This is a genomic window from Actinoplanes sp. NPDC049681 (assembly GCF_044465265.1).
Lineage (GTDB): Bacteria > Actinomycetota > Actinomycetes > Mycobacteriales > Micromonosporaceae > Actinoplanes.
This window is the reverse complement of sequence record NZ_JBITLP010000004.1, coordinates 228,207-249,072: the sequence shown is the minus strand read 5'-3', so window position 1 is coordinate 249,072 and position 20,866 is coordinate 228,207. Positions and strand designations below refer to the sequence as shown.

General features: G+C 71.4%; 17 protein-coding genes. 10 read left to right on the top strand and 7 right to left on the bottom strand.

Annotated elements, in window-relative coordinates:
• Nucleotides 1–20: 20 nt before the first annotated feature.
• The 4 genes from ACIBO8_RS15540 to ACIBO8_RS15525 are packed head-to-tail and all read right to left on the bottom strand — an operon-like array spanning nucleotide 21 to nucleotide 4,620.
• A complete protein-coding gene (locus ACIBO8_RS15540) occupies nucleotides 21–1,493 on the bottom strand; it encodes an ATP-binding protein (RefSeq protein WP_396115872.1) in 1,473 nt (490 codons plus the stop codon).
• A complete protein-coding gene (locus ACIBO8_RS15535) occupies nucleotides 1,494–3,152 on the bottom strand; it encodes an FAD-dependent oxidoreductase (protein ID WP_396115871.1) in 1,659 nt (552 codons plus the stop codon).
• 8 nt (nucleotides 3,153–3,160) lie between these two features.
• On the bottom strand, nucleotides 3,161–3,454 hold the full coding sequence (locus ACIBO8_RS15530; protein WP_396115870.1) for a UBP-type zinc finger domain-containing protein: 294 nt from the start codon (nucleotides 3,452–3,454) through the stop codon (nucleotides 3,161–3,163).
• The gene (locus ACIBO8_RS15525; RefSeq protein WP_396115869.1) at nucleotides 3,451–4,620 is read right to left on the bottom strand and encodes an NAD(+)/NADH kinase; all 1,170 of its coding nucleotides are present in this window, start codon (nucleotides 4,618–4,620) and stop codon (nucleotides 3,451–3,453) included. Before ACIBO8_RS15525 ends, ACIBO8_RS15530 begins: the two co-directional genes overlap by 4 nt.
• A gap of 165 nt (nucleotides 4,621–4,785) precedes the next feature.
• Here ACIBO8_RS15525 and ACIBO8_RS15520 point away from each other — a divergent pair, with 165 nt between their 5' ends.
• The 4 genes from ACIBO8_RS15520 (at nucleotide 4,786) to ACIBO8_RS15505 (ending at nucleotide 10,531) form a co-directional block, all read left to right on the top strand.
• Nucleotides 4,786–6,312 (top strand): ricin-type beta-trefoil lectin domain protein, encoded by a 1,527-nt coding sequence (locus tag ACIBO8_RS15520; RefSeq protein ID WP_396115868.1) that lies wholly within the window; start codon nucleotides 4,786–4,788, stop codon nucleotides 6,310–6,312.
• A 136-nt stretch (nucleotides 6,313–6,448) separates the two neighbouring features.
• Entirely contained in the window at nucleotides 6,449–8,074 is a 1,626-nt protein-coding gene (locus tag ACIBO8_RS15515; protein ID WP_396115867.1) for a beta-1,3-glucanase family protein, read from the top strand.
• A gap of 119 nt (nucleotides 8,075–8,193) precedes the next feature.
• Nucleotides 8,194–9,456, top strand: a complete 1,263-nt coding sequence (locus ACIBO8_RS15510) for a multidrug effflux MFS transporter (RefSeq protein WP_396115866.1) — start codon at nucleotides 8,194–8,196, stop codon at nucleotides 9,454–9,456.
• Between the two features lie 817 nt (nucleotides 9,457–10,273).
• A complete protein-coding gene (locus ACIBO8_RS15505; protein WP_396115865.1) occupies nucleotides 10,274–10,531 on the top strand; it encodes a hypothetical protein in 258 nt (85 codons plus the stop codon).
• A 37-nt stretch (nucleotides 10,532–10,568) separates the two neighbouring features.
• Here ACIBO8_RS15505 and ACIBO8_RS15500 read toward each other — a convergent pair whose 3' ends face one another.
• Nucleotides 10,569–10,973, bottom strand: coding sequence for a VOC family protein (locus tag ACIBO8_RS15500; RefSeq protein WP_396115864.1), 405 nt, complete (start codon nucleotides 10,971–10,973; stop codon nucleotides 10,569–10,571).
• Between the two features lie 24 nt (nucleotides 10,974–10,997).
• On the opposite strand from ACIBO8_RS15500, the gene ACIBO8_RS15495 reads away from it, so the two are divergent.
• Both ACIBO8_RS15495 and ACIBO8_RS15490 read left to right on the top strand, forming a co-directional pair.
• A complete protein-coding gene (locus ACIBO8_RS15495; RefSeq protein ID WP_396115863.1) occupies nucleotides 10,998–11,960 on the top strand; it encodes a DUF1152 domain-containing protein in 963 nt (320 codons plus the stop codon).
• A 66-nt stretch (nucleotides 11,961–12,026) separates the two neighbouring features.
• Nucleotides 12,027–12,842 (top strand): PrsW family intramembrane metalloprotease, encoded by an 816-nt coding sequence (locus tag ACIBO8_RS15490; RefSeq protein ID WP_396115862.1) that lies wholly within the window; start codon nucleotides 12,027–12,029, stop codon nucleotides 12,840–12,842.
• Here ACIBO8_RS15490 and ACIBO8_RS15485 read toward each other — a convergent pair.
• Nucleotides 12,828–13,814: a hypothetical protein gene (locus ACIBO8_RS15485; protein ID WP_396115861.1), complete on the bottom strand. Its 987-nt coding sequence runs from the start codon at nucleotides 13,812–13,814 to the stop codon at nucleotides 12,828–12,830. The two genes, ACIBO8_RS15490 and ACIBO8_RS15485, sit on opposite strands and share 15 nt — an antisense overlap.
• 179 nt (nucleotides 13,815–13,993) lie before the next feature.
• Entirely contained in the window at nucleotides 13,994–17,581 is a 3,588-nt protein-coding gene (locus ACIBO8_RS15480) for a family 78 glycoside hydrolase catalytic domain (protein ID WP_396115860.1), read from the bottom strand.
• 97 nt (nucleotides 17,582–17,678) lie between these two features.
• Between ACIBO8_RS15480 and ACIBO8_RS15475 the strand changes: the two genes are divergently transcribed.
• The 4 genes from ACIBO8_RS15475 (at nucleotide 17,679) to ACIBO8_RS15460 (ending at nucleotide 20,848) form a co-directional block, all read left to right on the top strand.
• Nucleotides 17,679–18,257 (top strand): DUF1684 domain-containing protein, encoded by a 579-nt coding sequence (locus ACIBO8_RS15475; protein ID WP_396115859.1) that lies wholly within the window; start codon nucleotides 17,679–17,681, stop codon nucleotides 18,255–18,257.
• Nucleotides 18,258–18,283: 26 nt separating this feature from the next.
• Entirely contained in the window at nucleotides 18,284–19,444 is a 1,161-nt protein-coding gene (locus tag ACIBO8_RS15470; protein WP_396115858.1) for a sensor histidine kinase, read from the top strand.
• Complete coding sequence (locus ACIBO8_RS15465; RefSeq protein WP_396115857.1) at nucleotides 19,441–20,100, top strand: response regulator; 660 nt, start codon at nucleotides 19,441–19,443, stop codon at nucleotides 20,098–20,100. Before ACIBO8_RS15470 ends, ACIBO8_RS15465 begins: the two co-directional genes overlap by 4 nt.
• Before the next feature lie 88 nt (nucleotides 20,101–20,188).
• Complete coding sequence (locus tag ACIBO8_RS15460; protein WP_396115856.1) at nucleotides 20,189–20,848, top strand: DUF2306 domain-containing protein; 660 nt, start codon at nucleotides 20,189–20,191, stop codon at nucleotides 20,846–20,848.
• Nucleotides 20,849–20,866 lie beyond the last annotated feature (18 nt).

Sequence of the window (20,866 nt, the reverse complement as noted above, 5' to 3'; positions counted from 1 at the left end):
GGTCAGTTTCTGACCGCTGCTCAGCGTGAGGGCGGCTCCGCGAGCGGCAGCTTGACGAGGAACCGGGTGTCGCCGGGCTTCGACTGCAGCACGATGTCGCCGCCGTGGCCGTTGACCACGATGCGGTACGAGATGTCGAGGCCCAGCCCGGTGCCCTCGCCGACCGCCTTCGTGGTGAAGAACGGCTCGAACACCCGCTTGCGCAGCTCCTCGGGGACGCCGGGGCCGGTGTCCCCGATGGACACCACGACGTGGTCGTCCTCGCGGAACGTGCGGACGGTCAGCGTGCCGGCACCGTTCATCGCCTGCACCGCGTTGTCGATGATGTTGGTCCACACCTGGTTGAGCTCGGCCGGGTGGGAGGGCACCTGCGGCAGCGTACGGTCGTAGTCCTTGACCACCTTGACGCCCGTGCCGATCTTGTGGCTCAGCATGACCAGCGTACTGTCCAGGCCGGTGTGCACGTCGATCCACTGGTGCGCGGCCCGGTCGAGCTGCGAATACTGCTTCGCGGCCGACACCAGCGAGGAGACGCGGCCGGTGGCGTCCTCGATGTCGCTCATCAGCTGCTCGGTCTCGAGCGCGTACCCGATCCAGTGGATGGCCTGGTCGAGCAGCTCCCGTGAGCCCACCTTGGCCTCGATGTCGTCGAGGCACTGGACGTCCAGGCCGCCCTGGGCGAAGACCGGCGCCAGGTCCCAGCCGCCGGTGACGTTGCGCTCGTCCATCCATTCGCCGAGCTCGTCCTCGCGGTCGGCGGCCTGCATGGCGGTCAGCGCCGGCGCCTTGGCGGCCTTCTCGATGACCTCCTCCTGCAGCTCCACCAGCGCGTCGAGGCGGTCCGGGTCGACCTTGCCGTGGGCCAGCATGCCGAGCTTGTGACGCATGCCGGCGACCCGCTGACGCAGCGCGCCGGTGGCCCGGGAGGCGGCGGCGGCCGGGTTGTTCAGCTCGTGCATCAGGCCGGCCGACAGCGCGCCCAGGGCCATGAGCCGCTGGCGCTCGCTGATCGCCGCCTGGGTGCTGCGCATGCCCAGGGTGAGGCCCTCGAGCAGGTGGATCGCCATGGGGAACCACTCGCGCATCATCCAGCCGAAGTCGGCGGCCGAGAGCATGAAGAAGTCGGCGTCGTCGAGGGCGCGCATGGTGGCCATGTACTTGCGTTCCACGCCCTCGTCGCGGATGTACGCCTGGGTCGCGCCCATATAGACGCCGCGCTGCTCCGTACGCGTGGTCTGCACGTCGTCCTGACCCACCCGGCGGGAGAGGGCGATCGTGCCGCTGAGCAGGACGAAGAACGACTCCGCCGGATCGCCCTCGCGGAGCACGAGCGAGCCGGCCGGGGCGTGCATCGTGCAGCCGTGGTCGGCGATCCAGGCGAGCTGCTCGTCGGTCAGCTTCTCGAAGAGGAACAGCGTCCGCAGCTCGACCGGCGTGAGCTTGCCGGGTTCGCAGGGCTGCAGGCGGACTTCCTCGACCTCAGGGTCGCTCATCTACTGTGCCTCCAGGTAACGATGGACCAGCGTGACGGCCATCGCGCCCTCGCCGACCGCCGAGGCCACCCGTTTCACCGAGTTGGCCCGGACGTCGCCGGCGGCGAAGATGCCGGGAACACTGCACTCCAGGTAGAACGGATCCCGGTCCCGATCCCATCCCCGCGGCCGTGTGCCGTTCGTCAACAGATCGGGGCCGGTGTAGACGAAGCCCTTCTCGTCGCGCGCCACCGCGTCGCCGAGCCAGTCCGTACGCGGCTCCGCCCCGATGAAGACGAAGAGGTAGCCGCACTCCACGGTCGTCTTGAGGCCGTTCTTGCTGTCGCAGATGGTGAGCGCCTGCAGGTGCCCGTCGCCGTGCGCGCCGACCACCTCGCAGCGGATCCGTACGTGCACGTTGCCGATGCCGTTGAGCTGCTGGATGAGGTAGTACGACATCGACGCCTCGAGCGAGTCGCCGCGGACCAGCAGGGTGACGTTGCGGGCGTACCGGGAGAAGAAGAGCGCGGCCTGACCGGCGGAGTTGGCACCGCCGACGATGTAGACGTCGCTGCCCGCGCACGACGGCCCCTCGGTCGAGGCGGAACCGTAGTAGACGCCTGACCCGGTCAGGTCGGCGATGCCGTCGGCGACCAGCGGACGGTATGCGACCCCCGTGGCCAGCACGACGGAGTGCGCCGACACCTCGCCGCCGTCGGCGAAGGTCAGCGTGCGCGCCGAGCCGTCCAGCCGCAGCCCGGTGACCTCCCGGGTGTTGAGCACCTCGGCCTCGAACTTGCCGGCCTGCCGGCGGGCCCGGTCGGTCAGCTGGGCGCCGGAGATGCCGTCGGGGAAGCCGAGGTAGTTCTCGATGCGGGAGCTCTGCCCGGCCTGGCCGCCGACCGCCTGCCGCTCCACGAGCAGCGTCTTGAGGCCCTCGGAGGCGCCGTACACCGCGGCGCCGAGCCCGGCCGGGCCGCCGCCGACGATGATCAGGTCGTAGAAGTCGCGGTTCGGCGCGGTGGACAGGCCGGCGGCCTCGGCCAGCTCCGGCGGGGTGGGCCGGGCCAGCGCCCGGCCGTCGGCGGTGACGACCAGTGGGATGGATTCCGGGCCGACCCCGGCCGCCTCGAGCAGGCGGCGCCCCTCCGGCTCGTCCGCGCCGAGCCATCGGTACGGCACCAGGTTGCGCGCCAGGAAGTCGCGGATCTGGTACGACGGCCCGCTCCACCGGTGCCCGACGACGCGGATGTCCTCGAGTTCCCGGTCGCCGGTGGCCTGCCAGGCGTCGAGCAGCGCGTCGATGACGGGGTAGAGCTTCTCCTCCGGCGGGTCCCAGGGCTTGAGCAGGTAGTGGTCGACGTCCACCACGTTGATCGCCTGGATGGCGGCGTCGGTGTCGGCGTACGCGGTCAGCAGGGCCCGGCGGGCGTGCGGGAACAGGTCCATGCCCTGCTCCAGGAACTCGATGCCGTTCATCTGCGGCATCCGGTAGTCGGCGAGCATGACGGCGACGCGGCCGCCGCGCAGTTTGATGTCCCGCAGGGCCTCCAGGGCGTCGGCGGCGGAGGAGGCGCGGATGATGCGGTAGGTCTCGCCGTAGCGGCGGCGCAGGTCGCGGGCGATGGCCCGGGACACCGAGGGGTCGTCGTCGACGGTCAGGATGGCGGGGTGTCCCATGAAGATCCTCAGCCGTAGGTGAAGTTCGGGGAGTCGGCGACCTTGAACGCTACGTCGTCCTTGTAGCACCACCACCAGTCCTCGCCCGGCTCGTACGACTGCACGAGCGGGTGGTCCTCGGCGTGGAAGTGGGCGGTCGCGTGCTTGCCGGGTGACGAGTCGCAGCAGCCGACGTGCCCGCACGTCATACAGACGCGCAGGTGCACCCAGCGGCCGCCGGCGGCCAGGCACTCCACGCAGCCGTCGCCGGACGGCGTGATGTCCTGAGCCTGGTCGATGTGTGAGCAGACGGGAGCGGTCATGAGGGTGTTCCTTCCCTGTCGAGCACGTCGTTGAATTCGGGGTGGCGCTGCACGTACCCGGTCACGAAGGGGCAGGTGACGAGCACGGGCGTGGAGCGGCGCCGGGCGTCCTCCAGCGCCGCGGAGGCCAGCCGGCCGGCCAGCCCGCGGCCCTCGAAGGCCTGGTCGATCTCGGTGTGCGCGAGCTCGATCCGCCCGCCCTGACGGCGGTAGTGCAGGACGCCGGCTACCTCGCCGCCCAGCACGATCTCGTAGCGGGACTGCTCGAAGCTGTCGACGACGACCGCGTCGCCGGGGTCCCCGCCGCCCACCTGGGCGCTGCCCTCGACCCGCAGCTTGCGCCGGGCCCGCTCGTAGAAGGAGGTCCGGCCGAAGCGGATCACCTGGGCGGCGGCCGGCACCGGAATGATCCTCAGGTGGTCGCCGGCGCCGGCGTACCCCTGGATGATCCCGTCGACCTCGATGGCGAGGCGGCCGCTGGTCGCCGCCACCTCGAGCTCGAGCTGCTCTTCCGGCGAGAGCATCAGCGAGCGGTTGAACGACGAGTGTGCCGCCGAGGCGCTCACCAGGATGCCCTCGACGTTCGGCGACACGATGGGGCCGCCGGCGGAGAAGCTGTACGCCGTCGACCCGGTGGGCGTCGCGACGATCACCGCGTCGGCCGCGTACCGCACGAAGTTGCTGCCCTCGACGTTGATGCCGATGTGGGCGAGGCCGTCGCCGGGCACCCGTACCAGAGCGATGTCGTTGAACGCCGACACCTCCTTGCCGTCGGGCAGGACCGTGCGTACCGCCGTACGCGATTCGACCGTGAACCTGTGTTCGTCGATCATGGAAAGCGCGCCGGGCAGGTCCGGCAGGTCGACCTCGGCGAGGAAGCCCAGGCGCCCGACGTTGACGCCGAGCACCGGGGTCTTGCGGCCCTCGACCAGGCGCATCGTCCGCAGCATGGTGCCGTCGCCGCCCAGGCTGACCAGCAGCCCGGCCCGTTCGACCATGTCCTCGGCGGAGACCGCCACGGCCTCGCAGTCGATCCGGGTGATCTCGTCGTGCAGGCCGAGCACGGTCACGTCGCGCCCCTGGGCCCATTGCACGATCGCGTCGATCGCCGCGCCGCAGTCGCGACGCGGATGCAGGACCAGTCCGACGACCTTGACCATTCCCATGCGTTCAGCCTTCCACGTCGGCGGGACGACGGCGAGCATCCCCGGAACCGGTACCGGGTCCGCGAATTGTGAAAGTTTCTTGACAGCGTTGTCAACAATCGAAACACTCCGATATGGAGAGCGCTCTCCTCCCGCATTTCCCCTGATCAGCGGAAGGACTCCCCCATGTCCCGTACCCGCAAGGCGATCGGCGTCGGCGCCGTCGCGCTGGCCTTCGTCGGCCTGATCCCCGCCTACGGCTTCGCCGCGGAGACCCCCGCGCCGAGTTTCGACATGGCGCCCGGCATGGTCCAGGCGATGCGCCGCGACCTCCACCTCACCGACGACCAGATCGCCGCCCGGCTCGCCACCGAGGCCGCGGCACCCGTCGTCGAGAAGCGGCTGCGCGGCCTGCTCGGCGGCACGTTCGCCGGCGCCTGGATCCCCACCGGCGCCGACCGTCTCACCGTCGCCACCACCGACGCTCGCCGGGCCGCACAGATCCGCGCCGCCGGCGCCGTACCTGTCATCGCCCGCCGCAGCGACCGCGACCTCGCCGCGGCCCGCGCCAAGCTGGACCGCAACGCCGCCGCGGCCCGCGGCAGCGCCGTCCGCGGCTGGTACGTCGACACCCCGGCCAACAGCGTCGTCGTGATGGCGAAGCCCGGAGCGGCGGCTCAGGCCCGCAAGTTCGCCGCCGACAGCGGCGCCGGCGCGGTCACGGTGGTCGACGTCGCCGAGCAGCCCCGGCCCGTGTACGACATCCGCGGCGGCGACCAGTACGTCATCAACGGCAACACCCTGTGCTCGGTGGGCTTCTCGGTCGCGGGCGGCTTCGTCAGCGCGGGCCACTGCGGCGGCGTGAACAGCCCGACGCTCGGCTACAACAACGTGGCCCAGGGCACCTTCGCCGGCTCGTCGTTCCCCGGCAACGACTACTCGTGGATCCGTACGAACGGCGACTGGACCCCCCAGCCGTGGGTCAACAACTACTCGGGCGGGAACGTCGTGGTCGCTGGTTCGCAGGAGGCGGCGATCGGCAGCTCGGTCTGCCGCTCGGGCCGCACCACCGGGTGGCGCTGCGGCACGATCCTCGGCCGCGACGAGACCGTCGTGTACGCCCAGGGCGCCGTCTCCGGCCTCGCCCGCAGCAACGCCTGCGCCGAACCGGGCGACTCCGGCGGCTCCTGGATCTCCGGCAACCAGGCGCAGGGCGTCACCTCCGGCGGCACCGGCAACTGCACCTCCGGGGGCACGATGTGGTTCCAGCCCGTCAACGAGATCCTCGGCGCGTACGGGCTGTCGCTGACCACCAGCGGCGGGGGCGGCAGCACCAGTTCGGTGGTGAGCAACTGGAACAACAAGTGCATCGACGTACCGAACTCGAACTTCTCCGACGGCGTGCAACTGCAGATGTGGGTGTGCAACAACACGGGCGCGCAGAAGTGGACTTTCGTGAACGGCACGCTGCAGACGTCCAACAACAAGTGCATGGACGTCGCCTGGGGTTCGACCGCGAACGGCGCGGCGATCCAGATCGTCGGTTGCAGCGGCAACCCGGCCCAGCAGTTCGTCCTCTCCGCGGCCGGTGACCTGGTGAACCCGCAGGCCAACAAGTGCGTCGACATCAAGGACTGGAACGGCAACGACGGCGCGCGGCTGCAGTTGTGGGACTGCGCCGGCACCGCGAATCAGAAGTGGCGACGCTCATAGAATCTTTTTCCGAGAAAGTGTTATCGCCCGCCGGTCACGCATTCCTCGGCCGGTGGGCGGCGCTTTTCCCTGAAAAGAACTTTAATTGTGGCCCCGACGAGCCGACCGGTCGCCACGCCTCGCCAATAATCGTCCGATGCGCCGCAAGCGAACACTCATCCTCTCCGTGGCCGCCGTGGTGGCGGCAGCCGGCACCGCCTGGATCGCCATGCCGGCGTCCGCCGCCGCCACGACGGCGGCCTTCAGCAAGACCTCCGACTGGGGCACGGGCTGGCAGGGCAGCGTCACGATCAGCAACGGCGGCCCGAAGGCCATGACGTCCTGGAAGGTCGAGTTCGACCTGCCCGCGGGCGGCACCGTCGGCAGTTTCTGGGAAGCCGACATGGTGGCCGCCGGCCGGCACCGCACGTTCACCAACCGCCCGTGGAACGGCGCGGTCCCGGTCGACGGCAGGGTGACGTTCGGCTTCATCGGCGCCGGTGGCACCCCGCTCAACTGCAAGATCAACGGCAGACCCTGCACCGGTACGGCCACCGCGCCCGCGCCGACCGCCCCGGTCTATGTGCCGACCCGGCCGCCGGCCACCCCGACCACGCCCCCCGCAACCACCAAGGCGCCGACCGCGGCCCCCACCAAACCACCGGCCGACAACCCGAAGCCCCCGCCGGCGGGCAACGTACTGCCCGTGAAGGTCACCAACAACACCGGTCGCCCCGAGGCCGTCCACCTCTACGTCCTCGGCGTCAACCTGAACACCGGCAAGCTCGGCCACGTCGACGCCGGCGGCACCTTCACCCCGTGGACCGGCGGCGGCGCCGTACCGGTGGCAGCCCCGGACGTGTCCATCCCCGGCCCGCGCAACGGCGCCAGCACCACGATCAGGATCCCGAAGAACCTGTCCGGGCGGATCTACATGGCGTTCGGCCGCAAGCTCGACTTCCGCCTCAGCAACGACGGCCTGGTCCAGCCCGCGCCGTGGGCCGGCGGCGACCCCAACAAGGACATCCTGTTCGACTGGAGCGAGTTCACCCTCGACAACTCGGGCCTGTTCCTCAACAGCTCCCAGGTCGACATGTTCGCGATCCCGCACATCGTCAGCGTCCAGGGCGGCGACGGCGTGACCCGCAGGACCGGCGAGCTCAAGCCGGGTGGCCGGCAAAAGGTGATCAACGCGCTCAAGGCCCAGCCCGACTTCGCCAAGAGCGTCCAGACCCGTTCCGACGGTACGGTGCTGCGCGTGCTCGCCCCCGGCAAGGCGGCGGACGCGGGCCTGATGAGCCCCACGTACCTGGACCCCTACATCAACCAGGCGTGGAACGCGTACGCCACCAAGACCCTGACCGTCGTGCCCTTCGGCGACCGGCCGAACACCAAGTACTTCGGCCGCACCAGCGGGTCCGTCATGAACTTCACGGACGGCTCGGGCCGCGTGGTCGCCTCGTTCACCAAGCCCACCACCGCCAACGTGTGGGGCTGCGACGGCGCCCTGGGCGCCCCGAACGACCTCGTCGTGGGCCCGATCGCCCGTACGCTCTGCGCGGCCATGCAGCGCACCACGCTGGGCCGGCTCGACACCCAGCCCAGCGGTGGGGGCGCCGACTTCTACAAGGGCGACCCGGCCAATCACTACGCCCGGGTCATCCACGACCAGATGGCGGACGGGAAGGCGTACGCGTTCGCCTTCGACGACGTGCAGAACCAGGAGTCGCTGGTGCACGACGGCGACCCGCGGCAGGCCGGGATCGTGCTGACGCCGTTCTGACGTACGTGGGGGCCGTCACGTTTCGGCTTCCGGGGAATCATGGGTGAGCCACCCAACTTGTCGTTCTTGTGCCGGTCGCCGTACGGCGGCCGGCCAGGACGACTCGAATGGGACTTCTCATGACGCAGGCGCCAGAACGCCTCGCAGCACCGACGGCCCCGCCCACCCGCGCACCGCTCCGGCTGGTCCTCGTGCTCGGCTTCCTCATCGCGCTGGCCCCGCTCACCATCGACATGTACCTGCCGTCCCTGCCGACCATCACGGCGGAACTGGAGACGACCGCCGCGGCCGTGCAGCTCACCCTGACCGGCACGCTGGCCGGACTGGCGCTCGGCCAGTTGCTGGTCGGCCCCGTGTCCGACGCCCTCGGGCGGCGCACTCCCCTGCTCGCCGGCATCGCGGTGCACATCCTCGCGTCGGTGCTCTGCGTGATCGCCCCCAACCTGGCGGTCCTCGGCACCCTGCGCGTCCTGCAGGGCCTCGGCGCCGCGGCGGCCACGGTCGTCGCCATGGCCATCGTGCGCGACCTCTTCACCGGTTTCGCCGCGGCCAAGCTGCTCTCCCGCCTCATGCTGGTCATGGGAGCGGCCCCGATCCTCGCCCCGACCCTCGGCGGCGTCACCCTCACCTGGACCTCCTGGCGCGGCGTCTTCGTCGTGCTCACGCTCTTCGGCATCGCCATCCTCACGGTGACCGCCCTGGCCCTGCCCGAGACTCTGCCCGCCGAGCGCCGCCGCAACGGCGGATTCGCCGGCACGGTCCGGGACTACGGCAGGCTGTTCACCGACCGCGTGTACCTCGGCCTCATCCTCGTGGCGGGCCTGACGATGGCGGCGCTGTTCGCGTACGTGGCAGGCTCGTCCTTCGTCTTCCAGGACCAGTACGGCCTGACGGAACAACAGTTCGGCTTCGTCTTCGGCGCAGGCGCGGTGGGCCTGATCACGGCCACCCAACTCAACGTCCGCCTGCTACGCCGCTGGAGCCCGTCCCGCATTCTCGTCACGTCCCTGGCGGCGGGAGCGGTGGCCGGCGTCATCCTGCTGACCTTCGCCATCACGGGCTTCGGCGGCCTCGCCGGCATCCTCGTCCCGCTCTGGGTCGTCCTCGCATCGGCGGGCCTGGCCTTCCCCAACGCCCCGGCCCTGGCGCTGTCCCGCCACGGCGAGGCGGCGGGAACGGCAGCCGCCCTCCTCGGCGCGGTCCAGTTCGGAGTGGGCGCCCTGGCGGCACCCCTGGTCGGGGTCCTGGGTACGGGCGCGGTCAGCATGGGCCTGGTCATCGCGGGCGGCATGCTCGCCGCCAACCTCGTCCTGCTCGCCGTCGTCCGCCCCTGGTCGTTGCCGGCGGACACCGCGGCCGAGCCGGTGGTGGCCGCCCACTGACCGCACCAGCCGGGGTCATGGGTTCACCGAACCACCGAGCTACTGGCAGGCGCGAAACGGATCGTCCCACCCCCGGGTGAGCGCCTCGAAATTCGTCGAACTAGAAGGCGATGAATCCTGCCTCGCGCATGAGGTTGGCACAGCACATTAATTGAAGCCTGTCAGTGAATGACGCTAGAAAGAAGCAGGTGCGCACCGAGGAAACCACCTAGCAGCCGAATCGCCCACGACAGGACACGGGTAGTCATGAATCGTCGTCCAGCGGCAATAGCGTGCGCCATCATTCTAGCGACCATCCCGGCTATCGACGTGACTGGCGCAGCGGCCGCCAGCCCACAGGAGCCGGCTTACGTTGCGGGGGCGTCGGTGGCCTCGAAGCCGACATACGACTCTGCCACAGGAACGTACTCCTACAAATGCACGTTCTAGGGATGGGCCGGCGTGCGCGTCAACTGGCAGTGCAGCCTGACCGCTCCAGCGCTTGGGTTGACCCTGTCCAGCCATAGCGGGTCATTCAGAAACGGCGCTTACAACGCTCCTCGTTTTTACTACACCAAGCAGTATGGAATCACAACGGTGTGTACCGTGGCCTATGCTGCGTACGCCGACGGATCCGACTGGGACTCGGACCAGAGTTGCTTGTGACGGCCGATCAAAGTTGGATCCGGTCAGGACAGTCCGCCGTGCGGCGTACCTCCGGCCGCATGGCAGCTGTCCGTTCGAGGTCTGGTATGAACCAAAGGGGCGGCTCGGAGGTCACGTCCTCATGGTTTCTGGTGCCGTCTCGCAAGCTGATCGTCATTCGGCTGGAGGCCTGGTGAGCACTTTCGCACGCGAAGCAGAGGGACCGACCCGTGACGATCTCAGGGTTTTGATCGGAATCCTGTCGAACGTGGAGGCAGCTCTCACGCTCGACGGCCCGGCAGAGGTGATGGAGCATCTGCTCGCCCGGCTTCGCAGGGATCTGCGGTCGGCAGGACTCCTCCGGTCCGACGATCCGAGCGAGGCCATCAGCGCAGTGGCGGGCATGAACGCGCGGCTTCGCGTCGCGGTCGGCGAGGTATCCCCGGAATAAGATCGCGCTTCGTTGCGGGACCGCGGGTCCCGGCCGCTCAGTCGAGGCAGAACTCGTTGCCCTCGACGTCCTGCATCACGAGGCACGACTCGTTGTCCTCGTCGGCGAGCAGCAGTTGCACGCGAGTCGCGCCGAGCGGGATCAACCGTGCGCATTCCGCCTCGAGCGCGGTCAGGCGTTCCTCGCCCACGAGCCCGGTGCCCACCCGTACGTCGAGATGCACCCGGTTCTTGACGATCTTGCCCTCGGGGACGCGTTGGAAGAACAGCCGTGGGCCGACCCCGGACGGGTCTACGCAGGCGAACGCCGAACCCTGCTGCTCCGGCGCGAATCCCTCCGCTGGCGGCGGGACGACGTATCCCAGCACTTCGCACCAGAATTGGGCGACGCGCTCCGGCTGTGCGCAGTCGAACGTGACCTGGAACTGCTTGACCGACCCCATCAGCCCACCCTAAGGGACGCTTGATTGACCGAGTTCTCGCTGACCACTCCTCCCCTGTTCGCCGCGCTGGCTCCGGCCCGCAGCGTCCTCATCGCCGGTGCGGGCGGCGGCTTCGACGTGTACGCCGGCCTCCCGCTGGCCATCGCCCTGTGGCGCAGCGGTGTGCGGGTCCACCTGGCCAACCTGTCGTTCTCCGAGCTCGTCCTGATCGACCGCGACTCGTGGGTGGCGGAGCACGTCGTGGCGGTGACGCCGGACACGACCAGCCCGGACTGGTATTTCCCGGAGGGCACCCTCGCCCGGTGGCTGGCGGCTCACGATCTGCCGTCGACGGTGTACGCCTTCCCGCCACTCGGCGTCCAGCTCCTCCGGGAGGCCTACCGGCACCTGGTCGGCACCCTGGACATCGACGCCGTGGTGCTGGTGGACGGCGGCACCGACATCCTGCTGCGGGGCGATGAGAGCAACCTCGGCACGCCGGTCGAGGACATCGCCAGCCTCGCCGCCGTCGCCGGCCTCGACGTGCCGGTGAAGCTGGTCAGCTGCCTCGGCTTCGGCATAGACGCCCATGACGGCGTCAACCACGTCGAGGTCCTCGAGAACCTCGCCGCGCTCGACCGCGACGGCGGCTACCTCGGCGCGCTCTCCATACCGAACACCAGCCGGGAAGCCGCGCTGTATCGCGCCGCGGTCGCCGACGCCCAGGCCGCCACCCCGGCCCGGCCGAGCATCGTCAACGGCCAGATCGCTGCCGCCACGCGGGGCGCGTTCGGCGACGCTCAGTTCACCCAGCGCACGAGCGGCAGCCCGTTGTTCGTCAACCCGCTGATGGCCATCTACTTCACCGTGGACCTCGACAAGCTCGCCGCTCGATGTCTGTACCTGGATCGCCTCGAGAACACCCTGGGCAGGCGCCAGGTGACGGGACGCATCGAGGCGTTCCGCAACGAGGTCTCGACGCGCATTCCCCGCGCTTTCCCGCACTGAGAAGTCGCGACCAGGATCCCGCCGGGGCCGGTGGCGGAAAGCCGGGCGGTGCGAAAGACTCCGGGCATGCGAGATCTTCCCCGCCGCTCGGCCTGGCTGGGCGTCCTGGTCATCGGGCTCGCGCTCTACATCGTCGTACTCAGGACGCTGGTCCGGACGCAGAACCCCAACTTCGTGCCGTCCCTGCTTCTGCTCGGGGCGACCGTCGTACCGCTGGCCTTCCTGACCTTCGCCCAGGCCCGGACCGGACGATGGCAGGTCCCCGCGTCAGCCCTGGTCGTCGCCGCGTTCTTCGGGGGCGTGATCGGGGTGGTGGTCGCCGGCACGCTCGAGTACGACGCGCTGCGGGGGCTGGGGGCGTTGCCCATGCTGTTCGTCGCCGTCATCGAGGAGGCGGCGAAGATGATCATTCCGGTGGTGTTGCTCTTCGGGGTGCTCGCCCGGCGCAGGCGGCGGCTGCCGTCGGACGGGCTGGTCATCGGGGTGGCGTCCGGGATGGGGTTCGCCGCGCTCGAGACCATGGGGTACGGGTTCACCGCCCTGCTCGCGTCGAAGGGGAACATCAACGCCGTGCAGGAGACGCTGTTCGTCCGGGGGCTGACCGCCCCGGCCGGACACACCGCGTGGACCGGCCTGACCTGCGGCGCGCTGTGGGCGCTCGTCGCGACGCCGACCGGGAAGAAGCTGCTCGCCTTCATCGGTACGTTCATCGGTGCCGTCGCCATGCACACGGCCTGGGACACGTTCGGCGGCGTGATCCCGTTCATCGTCCTGGCGATCCTGAGCCTGGGCTGGCTCTTCGTGGCCCTGCACCGCTACCGGGCCTTCGCCGAGCACACCCAGTGGGCGCCGCGCGAGCCCCTGGAGTCACCGGCCGGGTGAACGCCCGGCGTAGTAGCTCCGGGCCCGGGCCACCAGCGCCGGGGATCCGCATGCCTCCGCCAGTTCCAGCCCGTCCCGCAGGACCCGGCGGGCCTGCGGGCGGCGGCGGGCCAGGTTCAGCAGGCCGCCGAGGTCGACCAGCGCCGCCGCACGTTCGAAGCGCCGGGGCGTGCCCTGCAGGACGCGGACAGCTTCCTCGGCCGCGCTCATCCCGGCCAGGCCGGGCCGCACCTGGCCCTGGATCCGCAGCGCCCGCCCGAGGGCCGAGGCCAGGCCGTGCCGGCGGGTGAGGGCCACCTCCTCGGCGACGAGCCGCTCGGCCGCCTCCGCCGCGCCCAGTCCGGCGAGGACGAGAGCCGCGGCGGAGCGCCAGGGCAGCACCCCCGGGTGGTCGGAGCGCCGCGCGGCCACCCGCTCGCCGCAGTGGTACAGGTCGGCGAGGCCCTCGCCGGGGCGACCGGCCTCGGAGTGCAGGCGGCCGCGGACGTAGCGCAGGAGCAGGAACTCGGTGTCGTCGGGCAGGTCGCCGCCGAAGGGACCGGCGGCGAGCAGGGCGTCCGCCGACTCGGTGTCGCCGAGGTCGAGGCGGACCGCGATCCGCCGGGAGGTGAGCAGCGCGGCCGTGGCGCCTTCGGGGTCGGAGCCGGAGACCTCCAGCAGTTCGGCCGCGGCTTCGGCGTCGCTGCGGGCGGCGGGCAGGTCACCCAGGCGGCGGGCCGCGGAGCTGCGTTCCGAGTACGCCATGACGAGCCCGGCCGCCGTACCTTCCCGCCCGGCCACCTCGACGGCGAGCGAGCAGCCGGCGTACGCGACCGCGAGATCGTCGGCGTTCGACAGCCGGCGCAGGGCACGGAGATATCGCGGCAAGTCGTCGGCGCCCGTCGGGGGTGCCACGGGTACCGGGCGGGCATTGCGGACGGTGATGTCCTGATTGCGTTCCGCCAACCTTGGCCGTTCGTCACGGACGGTCATGCAGGCTCTGTACCCCTCCCGGCGCTGGAGCCACCTCGCGAACCTCTCCAGGTTTCTCCTTCCGGGCGCAATGCACAATGTCGCATCCGCGGTCCGGTCCGACGATTTCCCGGCCGGCCGGCGGCGGGCGGCACGATCATCCGACCGGCCTGCCCGCCGCCGAGCCGGCGTCCCCGCAGCTAGCCGGCCACGGTGAAGGTGTACGAGCCGGAACCGAGCGAGTACGCGGCGGCACCGTCCGCGTAGCCCTGGGGCACGGCCTCCGCCGGGGCGGTCACCGCCGCCGCGTCCGGCGCCGGCACCTCGATCGTCGCCGTGGTGCCGGGCGGCACGACGACGGCCAGGGTCAGCTTTCCGCCGCTGCGCGTCCACTGCGTACGCGTCTGGCCGTACCCGGTCATCAGCGACGTGGTCGCGGCCGTGAGCGAACCGCCGGGCTTGGGTGCGATCAGCAGCTTCTGATAGCCCGGCGCGCCCGGGGCGATGCCGCCGACCGTGCGGTAGAGCCAGTCGCCGACCGACCCGAGGCCGTAGTGGTTGAAGGAGTTCATACCCGGGTCCTGCAGCGAGCCGTCCGGCCGGATGCCGTCCCAGCGCTCCCAGATCGTGGTCGCGCCCCGGGAGTTCATGTAGCCCCAGCCGGGATAGTCCGGTTGCTGCAGGATCTGGTACGCGGTGTCGAGATGCCCATGTCCGGCGAGGACCGGCAGCAGGTTCTCGACGCCCATGAAACCGACCGACAGGTGCCCGTTTCGGGAAGCCACCTTGGCGGCGAGCTTGTCCGCCACCGCCTGGGTGCGTTCCTGCGGCACCAGGCCGAAGGCGAGCGCCAGCACGTAGCCGGTCTGGCTGTTGCCGCGGACCGTGCCGTCGGCGGCGACGAAGCGGCCGGTGAACGCGGCGGCGATCCGGTCGGCCAGGTCTCCGTACGTGGCCGCCTGCGGGGCACGCCCGGTCGCCGCCGCCATCCGGGACACCAGCCGTGCCGACCAGCCGAAGAACGCCGTACTCGTGAGGTCGTTCGCGGTGTTGTCGTTGACGTTGAGCCAGTCGCCGTAGGTGTCCTGGTTGCGGACGAGATCGGGACCGGCGGTGGCCTTGAGGTAGTCCACCCATCGGGCCATCGCGTCGAAGTGCTGGTCCACGACGGACAGATCGCCGAAACGCTGCCAGAGCACGTACGGCACGACGACGCCCGCGTCGCCCCAGCCGGCCTTGCCCGCCCCGCCGAGCACGTCGGGCGCCACGTCGGTGAAGGCGCCGTCGGCGTGCTGGGCGTCGGTCAGGTCGTCGGCGAACTTCGCGAGCAGGCCGTGGGTGTCGAAGTTGAACGTCGACGTGGCGCCGAACGCCGCGATGTCGCCGGTCCAGCCGAGCCGCTCGTCGCGCTGCGGGCAGTCCGTGGGGATGGACAGCATGTTCGAGCGGGCGCCCCAGAGAATGTTGTGCTGCAGCTGGTTGACCAGCGGGTCCGACGTGCTGAAGGTGCCCGTCTCGGCGCCGGCGGTCCAGGCCGCCAGCCCGGTGATGCTGTCGGCCGTGGGCGTACCCGGGAATCCGGTCAGCTCCACGTAGCGGTAGCCGTGCACGGTGAAGTGCGGCTCGAACGTCTCCGCGCCGCCGCCGGCCAGGGTGAACGTGTCGGTGGCCTGGGCCGCCCGGAGGTTGGCCGTGTAGAGGGTGCCGTCCGCGTTGAGAATCTCACCGTGCCGCAGGGTCACCGTCGTGCCGGCCGGCCCCTGGACCCGCAGCCGGTCCCAGCCCGCGAAGTTCTGGCCGAGGTCGGCGATCCAGACGCCCGGCTTCGGCTGGGTGAGCTGCACCGGCCGCAGTTGCTGCTGCACGGTCACGCCCGGGTCGACCTGAGCCACCAGCCGCGGCGCGGGCCCGGTGCGCACGGTCACCGGCTGGGCGGGGCCGCCCGCGATGCGGGCATCCTGATCCTCGCCGTGATACAGGTCGTCGGAGACGATCGGGCTCGCGGTCGCCGACCATGATCCATCGGTACGGACACCGCCGCGCGTACCGTCCGCGTACTCGATGACGAGGTCCGCCGAGTACCACGGTGAGCTGCCGTAACGGCGGCTGCCGGCGAACCCGAGGCTGCCGGAGTACCAGCCGTCGCCCAGGAGCGCGGACAGTGTGTTGTCACCCTGCCGGAGTGCGGCCGTCACGTCGTACGCGCGGTACTGCAGGCGCTTGGTGTAGTCGGTCCAGCCCGGGGCGAGCCGTTCCTCGCTGACCTTCGCGCCGTTGAGGTACGTCTCGTGCAGCCCCAGGGCGGTGGCGAACAGCCGGGCGCGGGCGACGGGCTTGCCGACGCTGAACGTCTTGGCGAGCCGCGGCGCCGGGTTGGGCACGACCACCTGGTCACCCCACGGTCCGGACCCGTACGCGGCGGCGACCCGTGCGGCCGGCCAGGCGTGGTCGTCGAAGCCGGGCTGCTGCCAGCCGTCGGGCGCGGTCTGCGACGCCTTCCACGCCGCGTCGGTGCCGCCGGTCGTCGCACCCTGCAGCTTGGCGATCACGCCGGCAGGACCGGCGGACGTGTTGGTGGCGGCGATCGCGATCGTGTTGGCGCCCGCCCGGATCTGGGCGGTCACGTCCACTGTGGTGGCCCGTTTCCACGAGTCGGTGACCCGGCGCGAGGCACTGACCCGGGCGCCGTTGACCCAGACGTCGGCGGTGTCGTCGCCGGTCACGACCAGGGTGGTGCGCCCCGGCGTTACGACGTCGACCGTACGCCGGAAGTAGCGCGTACCCGCCGGGACGCTTGCCGTCGCGTCGCCCTCGGGGTACCAGATCCAGGAGGCACCGGCGAGGCCGGCCGTGCCGGGCGCGCCGATGAAGTCGGCCTGCCATGCGGCGAGACCGGTGTCGAAGCGGGCGGGGGCGCTCCACGGGCTGGGGCGGCCCTGCGCGTCCCAGATCCGTACGCGCCAGTGATACGTACGGTTGGCGGCCAGCGGCGGTCCGGCGTACGCGACGTCCACGGACTGCCGGGAGGCGACCTGCCCGCTGTCCCAGACGTCGGTCGCGCCCGGATCCGTGCCGACGGTGACCTGGTAACGGCCCTGGACCTGACCGTTGGCGGCGCTGCTGAGGCGCCAGCCGAAGCGCGGCTTCGCCGCGTCGATTCCGACCGGGTCCGTGCGCCGCTCGGTGGTGAGCCCGCCGACGGTGACGGGAGACGCGGCGTCCGCGGCGGGCACCGTGACGTCCGAGCGCCAGGGCCCGGTGCCGTACGCGCCGAGGTCCTTTGCGGGCACCCAGTGGTGCGGCACCGCGTCCGCGGCCTGCCAGGCACCGTCGGTCCCGAGGTCCACGACCCCCTGCGCCGAGGCGACGTGCAGCCGCCCGACGAGGCCGGCCGGGCCGCCGGTGTTGCGGGCGGCGATGGTGAGCGTGTTGGCGCCGGGCTGGAGCGCCGCGGCGAGATCGACGGACTGCGCCCGTTTCCAGGAGTCGGTGGTGCGCGGGGACCCGGCGAGCCAGGTGCCGTTGAGCCAGACATCGACGGTGTCGTCGCCGGCGACGAGCAGGTCGGCCTCGGTGTACGGCCCGGCCGGCGCGGTGAACGAGCGCTGCAGGTAACGGGTGGCGACGGGGGCGGCCGTGACGGGATCGCCCTCGGGGAACCAGATCCAGTGCGCGCCGGACAGCGTTTCAACGCGCATTTCAACAGGGCTGGCGGCGGCGGGCGCGGAGGACAGGGACAGCGCGACGACGACGGCTACGGCGGCCTTCGTCGTCCCAGTTCGTGCCATGCAGACCTCCATGTATTTAAACGTTTCAATATGATGACCACTCGAGGGTAGGCAGAGAAGCAAGATCCACTCAAGGGTCCGGGGCTACCGTGGAACCGTGCAGGCACTCGAACTGGCCGACTACCGCGCCGCGGTCGCCCGCCTCTACCTGACCGCCACCGACCTCACCGACTTCCGCACCCGCCGCGACGCGCTCTTCGCCACCCACCCGCAATCGGCGATCCCCCGGGGCGAGCCGTTCGGCGGCCTGAAGTACTACCCGCCCGCCGACGAGTACGTCACCGAGGTGGAACTGCGCGAGGCCCCGGGCACCCTCGACGTCGACACGGGCGGCGAGGACGGCGTCTGCCACTACGAGCGGGTCGGGGTCCTGGACACCCCGTGGGGACCGCTCTCGCTGTGGTGGCTCTCGGCATACGGCGGCGGGCTGTTCCTCCCGGTCCGCGACGCGACCAGCGGCAAGGAGACGTACGGCGGCGGCCGGTACCTGACGGACACGGTCAAGGGCACCCACGGCCTCGGCGTCGAGATGCTCGGGGCCGGCCGGGTCCGGCTCGACTTCAACTACCTCTACAACCCGAGCTGCGCGTACGACGACGCGTGGCTGTGCCCGCTGCCGCCCCCGGAGAACACCCTCAGCGTGCCGATCCGTGCGGGCGAACTCACCTATCACTAGCGCCGGCCGGCTCCTACCATCAGAGCGTGCGATCACTGTTCCGCTCCGCCTGGGACGAACCGCGCCCTCCCGCGGCTCCCGCGCGGGTGTGGCGCGACTGGGCGCTGACGGCCGCCCTCGTGGTCCTGATCCCGCTCGAGGCGGTGCTGCGGCCGGCCCTGCCCGCCCGGATCGCCGGCGCGGCGCTGCTCCTGGCGCTGCTGCCGACCCTGCTGTGGCGGCGGACCCGGCCCCTGGCGGCGGTCGCCGTCGCGTTCGGGACCACGGCCCTGCTCCCGCTGGTCACCGGCGGCATCAGTCCCGAGCTCTTCACCATGGCGTACCTGCTCCTTCTGCCGTACGCGCTGGTCAGGTGGGGTTCGGGCCGGGAGATCGGGCTCGGCGCGGCGGTCATCGCCGCCAAGATCATCGTCGCCGTGGCGATCAGCCAGCTGGTGCTCGACGACGCTCTGACCGGCCTGATCGTGATGTCCGCGGTGACCGCGCTGGGCCTCGCCCTGCGCAACCGTGCCCGCGCTCGCGCACGGGAGCTTGACCAGGTGAAGCTGCTGGAACGGGAGCGGCTGGCCCGCGACCTGCACGACACGGTCGCCCACCACGTCTCCGCGATGGCGATCCGGGCCCAGGCCGGGCTGGCCACCGCGCCGGGCGACCCGGGGGCCGCGACCGACGCGCTGCGCCTCATCGAGACCGAAGCCGCGCAGGCGCTCGCCGAGATGCGCGCGATGGTCCGCGTCCTGCGCCAGGGTGAGCCCGTGGACCTGGCGCCCAGCCCGGGCATCCACGACGTGACCACCCTGGCCCGGCAGGCGCGTGGGGGCCCGGAAGTGGACGTCCGGATCACCGGGGACGTGACCGGCGTGCCCCCGTCGGTCGGCGCCGCGGTCTACCGGCTGGCCCAGGAGTCGGTCACCAACGCCCGGCGGCACGCCCGCCACGCGAGCCGCATCGAGGTCCGGGTCGATGCCGGCGCCCAGGCGGTCAACCTGCGGGTCAGCGACGACGGCGACGGCGGCGGGCCCGTGCGCCCGGGTGGTGGCGGGCGCGGGCGCCCGGGCGGCGGGTACGGCATCCCCGGCATGGTCGAGCGCGCCGGCCTGCTCGGCGGGACGTGCGCGGCGGGTCCCGAGCCCGGCCGGGGCTGGACGGTCACCGCGACCCTGCCGCTCGCCGGGACGGCCGGATGACCGTCCGGGTGCTGGTGGCCGATGACCAGGAGATCGTCCGTACCGGCCTGACGATGCTGCTCAACGCCCACCCGGACATCACCGTGGTCGGCGAGGCGGCCAACGGTCAACGGGCCGTGGAACTGGCCCGGGAGCTCCGCCCCGACGTGTGCCTGCTCGACATCCGCATGCCGGGCGTCGACGGCATCGAGGCGACGCGTCTGCTCGCGGGCCCCGGCGTCGCCGATCCCCTGGCGGTCGTCGTCATCACCACCTTCGACCTCGACGAACTCGTGTACGCGGCGCTGCGCGCCGGAGCCCGCGGCTTCCTGCTCAAGGAGGCGGGCGCGGCGATGCTGGCCCAGGCCGTGCACGCCGCCGCGGCCGGGGACGCGCTCATCGCGCCGAGCATCACCGCACGCCTGCTGCGGACCTTCGCCGCGGCCGGGCCCGCCGGGGCACCGCGGCAGCCGGTCGACCCGCTGACCGACCGGGAGGAGGAGGTGCTGGCGACGGTGGCGGTCGGGCGCACGAACAGCGAGATCGCCGACGAGTTGCACATCAGCCTCAGCACGGTGAAGACCCACGTCGCCAGCCTGATGGCCAAGCTCGGCGCCCGGAACAGGGTCGAGATCGCGATGTGGGCGTACGAGCACCGCCGCGTGACCCGGCCATAAGTACGGCTCCCGCCTCCGTCCCCGGTACGGGGCAGCTCCGGCCTTCGCACCGATGAGCCGCACCCCCCTCCCCCGCGACGATCGGTCCATGGCTTCCCGAACCTGGCTCGTACCCTCCGGACTCGTCGCGCTCTCCCTCGTCCCGTCGGTGGCCGGCGCCGCCCGCCTCACCCAGCTGGCCACCGGCGCCGAGGTGACCGAGGCCAACCAGCGCTTCTTCGACCTGCCCCTGCCGGTGATCCTGCACATCGTCGGAGCCGTGCCGTTCTGCATCGTCGGCGCGTTCCAGTTCTCCGCGGCGCTCCGGCGCCGGTGGCCCCGCTGGCACCGCCTCGCCGGGCGCGCGCTGGTGGTCTGCGGGCTGGTCACTGCGGCGTCCGGCCTCTGGATGACCTTCGCGTACGACCTGCCGGCCGCCGACGACGCGGCCACCAACGTCTACCGGGTGATCTTCGGCTCGGGGATGCTCGCCTCCCTCCTGCTCGGCCTCGCGGCGGTGCGCCGCCGTGACTTCCGGGGCCACGAGGCGTGGATGATCCGCGGCTACGCGATCGGCCTGGGCGCCGGCACCCAGTTCCTCACCCACGTGCCGTGGCTCGTCCTCTCCGTCACGCCGAGCCCGTTCACACGCTCGTTCCTGATGCTCGCCGGCTGGGTCATCAACCTCGCGGTCGCGGAACTGATCATCCGCCGCCCCCGCGCAACGCACGTCCGGCGCGACCGCCGGCTGGTCGAGGCGGCCGGTTGATACGGCCGGTTGATGCGG